Origin of the sequence: Burkholderia sp. BCC0398 (assembly GCF_902833245.1) — a bacterium.
GTDB lineage: Bacteria > Pseudomonadota > Gammaproteobacteria > Burkholderiales > Burkholderiaceae > Burkholderia > Burkholderia sola.
In genome coordinates this window covers 240,115-252,148 of the sequence record NZ_CADFEM010000004.1, presented here as the reverse complement: position 1 = coordinate 252,148, position 12,034 = coordinate 240,115, and the positions used below count along the sequence as shown (strand labels likewise).

At 66.0% G+C, this 12,034-nt stretch carries 10 protein-coding genes; 4 read left to right on the top strand and 6 right to left on the bottom strand.

The features are described 5' to 3' along the window. Positions 1–2: 2 nt before the first annotated feature. From HWX76_RS10375 to HWX76_RS10365, 3 genes are all read right to left on the bottom strand, one after another. Positions 3–1,604, bottom strand: a complete 1,602-nt coding sequence (locus tag HWX76_RS10375; protein WP_050012824.1) for an ABC transporter substrate-binding protein — start codon at positions 1,602–1,604, stop codon at positions 3–5. Between the two features lie 70 nt (positions 1,605–1,674). Then, on the bottom strand, positions 1,675–2,238 hold the full coding sequence (ddpX, locus tag HWX76_RS10370; RefSeq protein WP_050012823.1) for a D-alanyl-D-alanine dipeptidase: 564 nt from the start codon (positions 2,236–2,238) through the stop codon (positions 1,675–1,677). 16 nt (positions 2,239–2,254) lie between these two features. Continuing rightward, positions 2,255–3,142, bottom strand: a complete 888-nt coding sequence (locus HWX76_RS10365) for a MurR/RpiR family transcriptional regulator (RefSeq protein ID WP_050012822.1) — start codon at positions 3,140–3,142, stop codon at positions 2,255–2,257. 256 nt (positions 3,143–3,398) lie between these two features. Between HWX76_RS10365 and HWX76_RS10360 the strand changes: the two genes are divergently transcribed. The 4 genes from HWX76_RS10360 to HWX76_RS10345 all read left to right on the top strand — a co-directional run bounded on the left by HWX76_RS10360 (position 3,399) and on the right by HWX76_RS10345 (position 7,961). Further along, a complete protein-coding gene (locus HWX76_RS10360; RefSeq protein WP_050012821.1) occupies positions 3,399–3,647 on the top strand; it encodes a helix-turn-helix transcriptional regulator in 249 nt (82 codons plus the stop codon). 3 nt (positions 3,648–3,650) lie between these two features. Continuing rightward, the gene (locus HWX76_RS10355; protein WP_089489447.1) at positions 3,651–4,985 is read left to right on the top strand and encodes a type II toxin-antitoxin system HipA family toxin; all 1,335 of its coding nucleotides are present in this window, start codon (positions 3,651–3,653) and stop codon (positions 4,983–4,985) included. A gap of 317 nt (positions 4,986–5,302) precedes the next feature. Continuing rightward, the gene (locus HWX76_RS10350) at positions 5,303–6,559 is read left to right on the top strand and encodes an oxalate decarboxylase family bicupin (protein ID WP_050012819.1); all 1,257 of its coding nucleotides are present in this window, start codon (positions 5,303–5,305) and stop codon (positions 6,557–6,559) included. Between the two features lie 94 nt (positions 6,560–6,653). Beyond that, positions 6,654–7,961 (top strand): Nramp family divalent metal transporter, encoded by a 1,308-nt coding sequence (locus HWX76_RS10345; protein ID WP_050012818.1) that lies wholly within the window; start codon positions 6,654–6,656, stop codon positions 7,959–7,961. Between the two features lie 151 nt (positions 7,962–8,112). On the opposite strand, the gene HWX76_RS10340 is transcribed toward HWX76_RS10345, so the two are convergent. The 3 genes from HWX76_RS10340 to HWX76_RS10330 all read right to left on the bottom strand — a co-directional run bounded on the left by HWX76_RS10340 (position 8,113) and on the right by HWX76_RS10330 (position 12,019). After that, on the bottom strand, positions 8,113–9,702 hold the full coding sequence (locus HWX76_RS10340) for an ABC transporter substrate-binding protein (RefSeq protein WP_089489446.1): 1,590 nt from the start codon (positions 9,700–9,702) through the stop codon (positions 8,113–8,115). Positions 9,703–9,841: 139 nt separating this feature from the next. Continuing rightward, positions 9,842–10,174 carry a sugar ABC transporter ATPase gene (locus HWX76_RS10335; protein ID WP_050012816.1) on the bottom strand — a complete coding sequence of 111 codons (333 nt, stop codon included), beginning with the start codon at positions 10,172–10,174 and terminating at the stop codon, positions 9,842–9,844. 285 nt (positions 10,175–10,459) lie between these two features. Then, on the bottom strand, positions 10,460–12,019 hold the full coding sequence (locus HWX76_RS10330; RefSeq protein WP_124592862.1) for a DHA2 family efflux MFS transporter permease subunit: 1,560 nt from the start codon (positions 12,017–12,019) through the stop codon (positions 10,460–10,462). Positions 12,020–12,034: the final 15 nt, after the last annotated feature.

The following is a 12,034-nucleotide window of genomic DNA, read 5'->3' as shown; positions in this document are numbered from 1 at the left end:
TCTTATTGCTTCTTCAGGTTGCGGTACGACACGAGATCGTTGATCGGCCCGACTTCGAGCCCGCTCACGCCGGGCCGCGTGGCGACCTGCGCGACTTTCTCGAACATGATCACGAACGGCGAGCGCGCGAGCATCGCCTTCTGCATCGCCTGGTACCGCTGCGCGCGTTGCGCGGCGGTCGGCTCGGCGAGCGCGGCGTCGGTCTCCTTCGTCAGTTGCGGAATGTCCCAGCTGTTGCGCCAGGCCAGCATCTTATAGCTCGATTTGTCGCCGTTGTCCGGATTCCATGCAAAACCCTGTGCGTTGCTGTGCGGATCGATGTAGTCGGCCGACCATTCGCCGATGTAGATGTCGTGCTGGCGTGCGCGGTATTTCGCGAGCGTCTGCTTGTTGTCGCCGGGGATCAACTGCACCTTGACGCCCGCCTGCGCGAAGTTCGCCTGCACGGCCTGCGCGATCTCGGTGTACGGATAGTCGTTGCGCACGTCCATCGTCACCGAGAAACCGTTCGGCACGCCGGCCTTCGCGAGCAGCGCCTTCGCCTTCGCGACGTCGAGCTTGTACGGGTTCGAATTCAGCGTGCCGAGGAAGCCTTCGGGCAGGAAGGTCTGGTGCACCTTGTAGGTCGTCTTCACGACGTTGGACTGGATGCCCGCATAGTCGACCAGCCACTTCAGCGCTTCCTGCACGTCGGGCTTCGCGAGCGTCGGGTTCTTCGTGTTCAGGCCGAGATACAGCAGCGTCGCCTGCGGCGAGGCCGATACTTTCGCCTTGCCGGATTTCACGACCGACGCGAGATCGTCGGGGCTCAGGTCGCGCGCCGCGTCGACGTCGCCGTTTTCGAGCAGCAGGCGCTGGCTCGCGGCTTCGGGCACGTGACGCAGCACGATGCGCTTCATCGCGAGCGGCAGCCGGTAGCCGTCGAAGCGCTGCAGCACGATGCTGTCGCCGGCCGCCCACTTGACGAGCTTGTAGCCGCCGGAGCCGGCCTCATTTGTCTTCAGCCACGCGTTGCCGAAATCGTTGCCCTGCTGGTGCGACAGCAGCAGCTTCTTGTCGAGCACCGACGCGGGCCACGAGCCGAGCACGTTGAGCACGAAGGTCGGCGCGTATTTGTGGTCGGTCGTGATCGACACCGTCTGGTCGTCCAGCTTCTTCACGTTCGCCGCGACGTTGGCCTTCGTGAGCCCGATGCCGGTCAGCACCGCGGCCGGGCCCTTGTCGAGCAGCACCGTGCGCTGGATCGACCACGCGACGTCGTCGGCCGTCAGCGGGTTGCCCGAGTGGAACTTGAGGCCCGCGCGCAGCTTGAACGTATAGGTCAGCCCGTCCGGGCTCACCGTCCACGACTGCGCGACGTCGCCGTTGAATTTCGACGGATCGCGCAGGTCGACGCGCACGAGCCGGTCGTACGTGTTCGCGACGTATTCCTCCGGCACCAGCTCGTAGATCTCGCCGGGGTCGAGCGTCGTGAATTCGTCGAGCAGCGTGGCCATCACGAACATGTCTTTCGGCGTTTCCGCGCGGGCGGCGGAAAACGGAACGGCGGCGAGCAGGGACGCGGCGGCCAGCGCCGCGACGAGCGGGGAGGTCGGGAATTTCATGGGCGCTTCTCCATCTGTCGTTTGAGTCGTTGAACGTGAACGTGCATGAAAAAGGGGGCGTGCGGCGTCGTCACATCAGGCGCCACGGGCCGCTCGCCGCATTGTCGATCGGCGGCAGCGCGTGCGAACCCGGCAGCTCGTAGTGCCACCATTCGCTGTCGATGTGCGCGAAGCCGGCCGCGTGCATCACGCCGAGCAGCAGCAGACGGTTGCGTTGCACGGGCTCGGGCAACCCCGCGTGAAAGTGGCCCGATGCGGCCACCATCTCGTCGAAGCCGGTGCCCATGTCGAGCGGCGCGCCGCTCGGGTCGACGAGCGTCAGGTCGATGGCGGTGCCGCGGCTGTGGTTCGACCCGCGGCCGAGATCGGCGACGAAGTTCGGGTCGGGCAGGAAATCCCACAGCACCTGCTGCGCCTGCGGCGGCCGGTATGCGTCGTAGAGGCGCAGCGTGAAGCCGGCTTGCGCGGCGACGTCGACCGCGCGGCGCAGCGCGGCTTCGGCCGGCTCGAGCAGCAGACAGTGCGCGTGGCGGTAGATCGGCTTGCCGGTCAGGTTGCGCTCGGTCGCGTAGACGAGATCGATCTCGACGCGATGCGTGGCGGGCGTGATTTCGACGAGGCGGTGCGGGTTCATCGGCGGTCCGGTTCGCTCAGGATTCGAATTGGTCGAACGTGCGCTGCAGTTCGCGGTTGCGCGCGACGCGCCGGTCGATCGCGGGACCGAGGCGGTCGACCACGGCGGTGATCAGCAGGTTGAACAGGCAGGTGAGCGGCGCGAGCGAATCCCAGAACTGGCCGACGTCGGTCTTCACCTGCAGCAGATCCGCTGGCCATTCGCGCGCCCATGGGCAATACAGATCGGTGACCAGCGCGAACGGCTGGCCGCGCTCGGCGGCGGCCTGGCAATAGCGGCGCGCGCTGCGCGAATAGGCGCGCGTATCGGTGACGATGCAGTACGGCCGTTCGAACTCGGAATTCAGCGAATCGACGTACGAGCCCGACTGGCCGTCGGAATAGAACACGCGCGGGCGCAGGTATTCGAGGTAGCTGCTGAACGCATTGCTGATGCCGCGCGTCGACTGGATGCCGAGGATGAAGACGGCATCGGCATGCGCGATCCGGTCCGCGACCTGCGCGAACACCGGTTCCTCGGCGAGCCGGTACACGTGGCGGATCGCGTCGAGTTCGCGGTCGAGCGATGCGGCGAGCGTGCCGGCGCTGCGCTCGCTGTCGCGCGCGTCGGCGGTCGTTGGCATGGCGGCGGCGCGGCGGTACTCGTCGAGGCGGTCGGTGATCATCCACGGGCGGTCGCCGCCGCCGCGCAGTTCGCGTTTCAGGTCGTCGAGATTCCGGTAACCGACGCTGCGCAGGAAACGCCCGACCGAAATGCCGCTGGTGCCGGTCTGCTGCGCGATCTGGTCGGCGGTTTCGAGGCCGAGCCGATCGAGATTCGCGAGCATGTAGCTGGCGATGCGTTTCGCGGTCGGCGTCAGCTCGGCAAAGCGGGATTCGACGGTGTGGGCGAATGCGCAGGTCATCGGGCTGTTAGATCGTTGTCATTTGATGATTCGATGTCATCTATCTGACAAAGTCAAAATCATCGGCGCCAGCGAATAAAAACTATGGGGTGGTAGGAGTCGATAGGGCGGTGCGTGCGCGCAACGACTGGGCCGCCACGCCCTGTAGTGTGAAAATATTCCTGACAGGGATATTTCGCGTTTATTTGTATCAGAGATAATTTGCGTTTATGCCTGTCAGAGATATACTGCATGGATTGCATAGAGGACCCGCGCCGTGAATCTCATCGTCAATACCCCTGCTCAACTGGGCGAAATCCTGTCGTCCGCGCGTCAGGCCAAGGGGCTGACGCAAGCCGAGGCGGCGGCACGCATCGGCGTCGGCCAATCGCGGCTGTCGTCGCTGGAAACGATCCGCACCGAAAGCCTGTCGCTCAAGCAGTTGCTCGAACTGACCGCGCTGTACGGTCTCGAGCTCAGCATTCGCACGAAGGACGGGCGCGACGCTGCCAACGTCGAGTGGTAATCGATGGGACGCAAATCGCACAGCCGCGCGCTATCGATCTGGGCCAACGGCGTGCGGGTCGGCATCTGGCGGATTCCCGCGCGCGGCGACATGGAGTTGCTGTACGACATCGGCTGGAAACAGTCGGATGCCGGCCGCCCGCTGTCGCTGTCGCTGCCGTTCGGCATCGGCCCTGCGCCGTTGCGCGGCGAGCGCGTGAACCACTACTTCGACAATCTGCTGCCCGACAGCGACGCGATTCGGCGCCGGCTTGCGTCGCGATTCGGCACGGCGACGACCGAGCCGTTCGATCTGCTCGCCGCGCTCGGCCGGGACTGCGTCGGTGCGGTGCAGTTGCTCGGCGAGGATGAAGCCCCGACCGGCCATGACCGGATCGACGGTACGCCGTTGTCCGACGACGACGTGGCGCGCGTACTCGATCAGGCGAGCGGGGCGGCGGGCAGTGCGCAGGACGACGACGACTTCCGCCTGTCGCTGGCCGGCGCGCAGGAAAAGACCGCGTTGCTGTTTCACGACGGGCGATGGATGCGTCCGCATGGCGCGACGCCGACCACGCATATCCTCAAGTTGCCGCTCGGGCTGGTCGGCAACAAGCGTGCGGATCTGACGACATCCGTCGAAAACGAGTGGCTGTGCCTCGCGGTCCTGCGCGCGTTCGGCTTGCCGACGGCGGATGCCGACATCCTGCGTTTCGGCGAACACAAGGTGCTGTCGGTCGCGCGCTTCGATCGCGCGCTGCATCGTGATGGCGGATGGCTGTTGCGCTTGCCGCAAGAGGATTTTTGCCAGGCGCTCGGCGTGCCGCCGCATCTGAAATACGAATCGCAGGGCGGCCCCGGCGTGCCCGATCTGGCCGGCATCCTGCGCCGGTCGGAAACGGCGCAGGCCGACCTCGACACGCTGTTCGCCGCATTGGTGGTGTTCTGGATGCTCGCCGCACCGGACGGGCATGCGAAGAACTTCAGCCTGCGCCTGCTGCCCGGCGGCCGCTTCCACCTGACGCCGCTCTACGACGTGATGTCGATCTGGCCGGTCGAGGGAGATGGCGCGAACCAGTGGTCGTGGCACAAGGCGAAGCTCGCGATGGCCGTGCACGGCAAGCGCAAGCACTACGCGATGCGCGACATCACGCGCCGGCACTTCACTGCGATGGCGGAGTATTGCCTGCTTGGCGATATCGCTACGCCGATTGTCGAACGACTGATTGCGATGACGCCGCACGTGATCGAATCGGTCGGCGCGGCGCTGCCGGCCGGGTTTCCGGCAAGGATCGCCGAACGCATTCTCGGCGGATTGCGCTTCGCTGCGCAACGGCTTGCCGACATGCCGCGGGAGTGACCCGGTCCAGGTCCGGGCCGGGCAGGTGAAAGCACGCGCATCCGCATTTTCCTGTTCCCGTCGATCGCATTGAGTCGCCATCGTGCGGCGCGCCTATCGATCTCTTCTCGTCGCCATTCATCCATTGCTGCATCGCAATAATTACAAAAAATTAAAATCGATCAGTTTTAGTCATTAATTCAGGTTAATAATTCATTTAATTTTTAGATGAATATGGATTTAACTTGCGTCACGGGATGTTCGATTTTCGGTAATTCGAAAAACGGCAAGTGTTCCGTAGTGGAAATTCTCTCGATTGCAGAAATGAAGAGGAAATCATGACGAATCTTTCTCGACGCAGGATGTTGACGAGTACGGCCGGCGCCATTGCCGCGGCGGGTATTGCGGTAACGGCGAAGGCCGCTTCGTTCGGTAACCCGGACAGCCCGCCGGAAGGCGCGGTGAATGCGCGCAACCGTCAGAGCCTGACCGACCCGGGGCCTAAAAATCCGGCCATCGCCAATCAATTCCCGTCCTTTCAGGATCCGCCGGCTACCGATATCAACGGGATGCCGTTATTCTGGGCGTCTTTCAATAATGCGCATAAGCGCATTCAGAATGGCGGATGGGCGCGCGAAGTCACGCAGGATGATTTCGCGATTTCCGAAACCATCTCCGGCGTCAATATGCGGCTGACGCGCGGCGGCATTCGCGAGATGCACTGGCACCAGCAGGCCGAGTGGGCGATCATGCTCGACGGCCGCTGCCGGATCACGGTGCTCGACGAACTCGGGCGGCCGTCGGTGCAGGACGTCAAGACCGGCGATCTCTGGTATTTCCCGCCCGGCCTGCCGCATTCGCTGCAGGGCCTCGGCAGCGACGGCGCCGAATTCCTGCTCGCATTCGATAACGGCCGCGCATCGGAATTCAACACGCTGTTGCTGACCGACTGGATCGCGCATACGCCGCCCGACGTGCTCGCGCTCAACTTCGGCGTGCCGGCCGACGCGTTCAGGAACGTGCCGCTCGACAACCTGTGGATCTTCCAGGGCGACGAACCGGGCCCGCTCGCGGACGCGCAGCGCGCGTCGGCCGCGTCGGCCGGTGCGCCGCCGCATCCGTTCGTGTTTTCGCTCGGCGACATGAAGCCGGTCAGGAAGACGCGCGGCGGCGAGGTGCGGATCGCCGACAGCACCAACTTCAACGTGTCGACGACCGTCGCGGCGGCGCTCGTCACCGTGCACCCGGGCGGCATGCGCGAGCTGCACTGGCATCCGAACGCCGACGAATGGCAGTACTACCTGCAGGGCGAGGCGCGGATGACCGTGTTCGACACGGGGCCGAAGGCGCAGACGGCCGACTTCCGCGCGGGCGACGTCGGCTATGTGAAGAAGAGCCTCGGCCACTACGTGCAGAACACCGGGCAGACCGACCTCGTGTTCCTCGAGATCTTCAAGACCGACCGCTATGCGGAGGTGTCGTTGTCCGACTGGCTCGCGCACACGCCGCCGAAGCTCGTCGAAGCGCACCTGAACATCGCGCCGGACGTGATCGCGCAGTTTCCGCGCAATCGTCCCGACGTCGTGCCGCTGTAATGTCGCCGGCGTCTTGCCGTGGCCGGCACGCGGCATGCCGGCCACGGCGGGCGCGATCCGCAATCAGCCGTCCTTATTCGAACGGAATACTCACATGATCCCCGTCCCGAGCAAACCTGCCGGTGGCTTCGCGCTGCCGGGCCGGTCCATCGAGCCTATCGACGGCGCGGCGCGCGCCGCGCTGGAAGGGCGCCGCACCGGCGTCGCCGCGCTGCTGCCGTTCGTCGGCCCGGCCGTGATCGCGTCGATCGGCTACATGGATCCCGGCAACTTCGCGACCAACATCCAGGCCGGCGCCGCGTACGGGTACCGGCTGCTATGGGTCGTGCTGGCCGCGAACGCGATCGCGATGCTGTTCCAGGCGATGTCGGCGAAGCTCGGCATCGTGACCGGCCGCAATCTCGCCGAGCTGTGCCGCGACCGTTTCCCCGCGCCGGTCGTGTGGGGCATGTGGATCGCGTCGGAGATCGCCGCGATGGCCACCGATCTCGCCGAATTCCTCGGCGGCGCGCTTGCGTTCGGGTTGTTGTGCCACCTGTCGCTGCTCGCGGGGATGATCGCGACCGCGTTCGCGACCTGCGCGATCCTCGCGCTCGAAAAACGCGGCTTCCGGCCGCTGGAAGCGGCGATCGCGGCGCTGGTCGGCGTGATCGGCGCGTGCTATCTCGGCGAACTGCTGATCGCGCCGCAGGACTGGCATGCGGCCGCGTTCCATCTGGTGGTTCCGCAGATTCCGGATCATGCGGCGCTGACGATCGCAGTCGGCATCATCGGCGCGACGATCATGCCGCATACGCTGTATCTGCATTCGGGCCTCACGCAGGATCGCACCGCGCCGCGCGACGACGGAGAGCGGCGGCGGCTCGTGCGTTTCTCGAACCGCGAGGTCGTGATCGCGCTGGGGCTCGCCGGATTCGTGAATCTCGCGATGGTGATGATGGCGTCGTCGGCGTTTCACGCGGCCGCGCCCGGCATGACCGACATCGGCGACGCCTATCACACGCTGATCCCGGTGCTCGGGCCGGCGGCCGGCGCGCTGTTTCTCGTCGCGCTGCTGACCTCCGGCGTGTCGAGTTCGGTGGTCGGCACGATGGCGGGGCAGGTCGTGATGCAGGGCTTCATCCGCCGCCGCATGTCGATCTGGGTGCGGCGCGCGGTGACGATCGCGCCCGCGTTCGTGGTGGTCGCGCTCGGCTGCGACGTCACGCGGGCGATGGTGGCCAGCCAGGTCGTGCTGAGCTTCGTGCTGCCGATGCCGATGATCGCGCTGCTGATGCTGTCGGCGCGCAAGGACGTGATGGGCGCTTACGCGATGCGGATGCCGCTGCGGATCGTCGCCGGCGCGGCGACGGTCGTGATCGTCGGGCTGAATGCGTACCTGGTATGGGCGGCATTCAATTGAACGGGTATGCGCGTTCTCGTCCCGTGACGTGTGCGCGGCACGGTATCCGACCGATGGCGGTCATTGTCGATCGCGCACGGCCCGGCGCCAGCGCCGCGGCGCGCGGCGATTACCCGCACGGCGGCGTGGCCGCACGCGCGGGCAGCCGCGATTACTTCGCGAGCGTGCGGTATGACACGAGGTCGTTGATCGGCCCGATTTCCGGTCCGGTCGCGCCGGGGCGCGTGGCGACCTGCACGACCTTCTCGAACATGATGATGAACGGCGAGTTCGCGAGCACGGCCTTCTGCAGCGCTTCGTAACGCTGCGCGCGCTTCGCGGGCGACGGCTCGACGAGCGCGGCCTCGGTGTCCTTCGTCAGTTGCGGAATGTCCCAGCTGTTGCGCCACGCGAGCATCTTGGTCGGCGACTGGTCCGAGTTGTCCGGATTCCACGCGAAACCGCGCGCGTTGCTGTTCGGGTCCATGTAGTCGGGCGACCATTCGCCGACGAAGATGTCGTGCTGGCGCGCACGGTACTTGCCGATCGCCTGCTTCGCGTCGCCCGGAATCAGCTTCACGCGGATGCCGCCCTGCGCGAAGTTCGCCTGCAGCGCCTGCGCGATCTCGAGGTACGGATAGTCGTTCGGCATGTCCATCGTCACGTCGAAACCGTTCGGCAAGCCGGCCTTCGCGAGCAGCGCCTTCGCCTTCGCGACGTCCTGCTTGTACGGCCGCGCGTTCGACGCGCCGAGGAAGCCTTCGGGCAGGAAGGTCTGATGCACCTTGTAGGTCGTGCTGACGATGTTGCGCTGGATGCCGTCGTAATCGACGAGCCACTTCATCGCCTGCTGCACCTCGGGCTTCGCGAGGTTCGGGTTCTTCGTGTTCAGGCTCAGGTACAGCAGCGCCGACACCGGCCACGACGCGATCTTGATCTTGCCGGCCTTCGACAGCGCGGCGAGGCTGTCGGGGCTCAGGTTGCGCGCGGCGTCGGCGTCGCCGTTCTCCAGCAGCAGCCGTTGCGCGGATGCTTCGGGCACGTGGCGCAGCACCACGCGCTTCATCGGGTACGGCGTGCGGTATTTGTCGAAGCGCTGCAGCACGATGCTCTCGTTCGGCGTCCACTTGACGAGCTGGTACGGGCCCGAGCCCGCGTCGTTGGTGCGCAGCCAGCCGCTGCCGAAATCGTTGCCTTGCTGGTGCGACAGCAGCAGCTTCTTGTCGAAGACCGAGGCCGGGCACGCGCTCAGCACGTTGAGCACGAAGCTCGGCGCGTACTTGCGGTCGGTTTCGAGCACGACGGTTTGCGGATCGACCACGCGCACCTTCTGCGTCACGTTCGCCTTCGTGAGGCCGAGATCGGCGAGCACGCCGGCCGGCCCCTTGTCGAGCAGGATGGTCCGCTGCAACGACCACGCGACGTCGTCGGCGGTGACCGGGTTGCCGGAATGGAACGTGAGGCCCGGGCGCAGCTTGAACGTGTAGGTCACGCCGTCGGCGCCGACCGTCCACGATTGCGCGATTTGTCCGTCGAAGCGCGTCGGGTCCTTCAGGTCGACGCGCACCAGCCGTTCGTAGGTGTTCGCGACGTATTCGGACGGCACCAGCTCGTAGATCCCGCTCGGGTCGAGGGTCGTGAATTCGCCGAGCTGCGTGGCGACGACGAAGATGCCGGGCGGCGTGGCAGCCTGTGCCGGCAGCGCCGGAACAAGCGCGACGAGCGCGGCGCTGACGAACAGCCGGGACAGCAGGTGCTTCATGCGGGCTCCTTCGAAAGGGAATCGTGGTGCGATTCTCTCATCGACGGGCACCTGGATGAAAATATTCGGCAGGCGCGCCGGGTGGCGCGCAGCGGCAGGCAGGCGGGAGGGCCGGGCGGGCGCCCGGCGCCGGAGGGCGTCAGATCGCGCAGCGCGCGACCGCGAAGCGCATCGCTTCCTCGGCCGGTTCGTTGCCCGAGCCGCGCACGACCTTGATCACCGAGCCGTTGCCCGACGGCGTCAGCGTGACGAAGTACGAATTCGAGCCGACCGCGATGTCGGTGACGCCGTTGTGCTGCGATTGTTCGGTGCCCGACAGGCGGCTGTCGAGGCAGTTCGCGACCGCGTAGGCTGGACGTTGCGACGACACGTAGATCATCGGCGCGGCGCCCGAGCCGGCCGAATCGGACGAGGGTGCGGAGCCGCAGGCGGCGAGCAGGGCGGCGGGAAGAAGCAGCAGGAATCGTTTCATGATCGGTCGTCGGGTGTCTCGTATCGAGGCTGGGGCGCGGGGGAGCGAAACGCGAAGCTTCGCGACGAAACCGCCTGGAATCGGGCCTTTTTGACGGACGACGACACGGCAGGCGGCTGACGACGGAGTATACCCGCAGCATTTGACGCCGTTGGCGCGTTGAAACGATTCGATACAACCGGCGCCCGCTGTCGGACGGGCGCTCGCTTCGGTTGTCGTCGCGACCGGCGGATCGCCCGGTCGTCGCGCTGTCGGCGCGAGGCGCGCCGCTGCCGCGCATGCGGATCAATGCGCGCCGGCCGCCGCCGCATCGGCATCGCCGCCGCCCGAGCGCACCGGTTTCGTGATCCAGATGAGCGGGATGATCGCGACGAAGATGATCGCCGACACGTAGAAGATGTCGTTCAATCCCATCACGGCCGCTTGCGAATCGACCGACGCATTGAAGAACGCGAGCGCCGAATCGGGGCTCAGGTGCAGCAGCGAACGGGACGTGTCGAGCTGTTGCGTGAAGACCGGATTGGTGACGCTCGCCTGTTCGGTGAGCCGCACGTGATGCAGGATCGTGCGGTCGTTCCACGCATTGCTGATCAGCGACGTCCCCACCGCGCCGCAGAACGTGCGACCGAAATTCGACAGGCCGGCCGCGGCCGGAATCTTGTCGGGCGGCAGCCCGGACAGGATGATCGACGTCAGCGGCACGAAGAACATCGCCATCGGAATGCCTTGCAGCAGCGTCGGCAGCACGAGATCCCAGCGCGACACGTCGGTGTAGAACGTCGTGCGCATCATGAACACGACCGCGAAGCCGACGAACGCGAGCGTCGCGATATAACGCGGATCGGTGCGCGGCAGCAGGCGCCCCATGACCGGCGTGAGCAGGATCGCGAACACGCCGAGCGGCGCCGTGGCGAGCCCCGAATCGACCGCGCGGTAGCCGAGATAGCCCTGCATCCATTGCGGCAGCAGCACGAGCGTGCCGAAGAACATCCCGTACGCGACGGAGATCGCGATCGTGCCGCCCGCGAAGTTGCGTTGCGTGAAGAGCCGCAGGTCGACGATCGGGTTGGCCTCGTTCAGCTCCCAGATGAGGAAGAATGCGAAGCCGATCAGCGCGACGATGCCCAGCGCGACGATCACGGGCGAATTGAACCAGTCGAGATCCTTGCCCTTGTCGAGCATGATCTGTAGCGAGGCGACCCACAGCACGAGCAGCAGCAGTCCGACCGTATCGATCGGCAGGCGGCGCGTGGCCGATTCGCGATCGCGGAACACGAACCACGTGACGGCCGCCGCGAAGAAGCCGACCGGAATGTTGATGTAGAAGATCCACGACCAGTTGTAGTCGTACGTGATCCAGCCGCCGAGCGACGGCCCCGCGATCGGACCGACGAGCGCGGTCATCGACCACAGCGCGAGCGCCGTCGACGACTTCTGCCGCGGCCACGCGCCGAGCAGCAGCGCCTGCGACAGCGGCGCGAGCGGTCCCGCCACGGCCCCTTGCAGAATTCGCGCGGCGAGCAGCGTCGGCAGGTTCGGCGCGATCCCGCACAGCCACGACGCGAACACGAACAGCAGGATCGACGTGACGAACAGGCGCACCTGGCCGAAGCGCTGCGTGAGCCAGCCGGTCAGCGGAATCGACACCGCGTTCGCGGCCGCGAAGATCGTGATCACCCACGTGCCTTCGTCGACCGACACGCCGAGGTCGCCCGAGATCGTCGGGATCGCGACGTTCGCGATCGACGAATCGAGCACGTTCATGAACATCGCGAGCGATACCGCGATCGTGCCGATCGCGAGCTTGCCGCCCGACAGCGGCGCCTGGGGTGACGGAGATGACATGGTGTTCCTGCGTGA

Excerpts from the sequence above, each read along its gene's own strand:
- HWX76_RS10365 (WP_050012822.1), bottom strand. The coding sequence starts at position 3,142 with ATGACCTGCGCATTCGCCCACACCGTCGAATCCCGCTTTGCCGAGCTG.
- HWX76_RS10335 (WP_050012816.1), bottom strand. The coding sequence starts at position 10,174 with ATGAAACGATTCCTGCTGCTTCTTCCCGCCGCCCTGCTCGCCGCCTGC.
- HWX76_RS10355 (WP_089489447.1), top strand. The coding sequence starts at position 3,651 with ATGGGACGCAAATCGCACAGCCGCGCGCTATCGATCTGGGCCAACGGC.
- ddpX (WP_050012823.1), bottom strand. The coding sequence starts at position 2,238 with ATGAACCCGCACCGCCTCGTCGAAATCACGCCCGCCACGCATCGCGTC.
- HWX76_RS10330 (WP_124592862.1), bottom strand. The coding sequence starts at position 12,019 with ATGTCATCTCCGTCACCCCAGGCGCCGCTGTCGGGCGGCAAGCTCGCG.
- HWX76_RS10375 (WP_050012824.1), bottom strand. The coding sequence starts at position 1,604 with ATGAAATTCCCGACCTCCCCGCTCGTCGCGGCGCTGGCCGCCGCGTCC.
- HWX76_RS10345 (WP_050012818.1), top strand. The coding sequence starts at position 6,654 with ATGATCCCCGTCCCGAGCAAACCTGCCGGTGGCTTCGCGCTGCCGGGC.
- HWX76_RS10350 (WP_050012819.1), top strand. The coding sequence starts at position 5,303 with ATGACGAATCTTTCTCGACGCAGGATGTTGACGAGTACGGCCGGCGCC.
- HWX76_RS10340 (WP_089489446.1), bottom strand. The coding sequence starts at position 9,702 with ATGAAGCACCTGCTGTCCCGGCTGTTCGTCAGCGCCGCGCTCGTCGCG.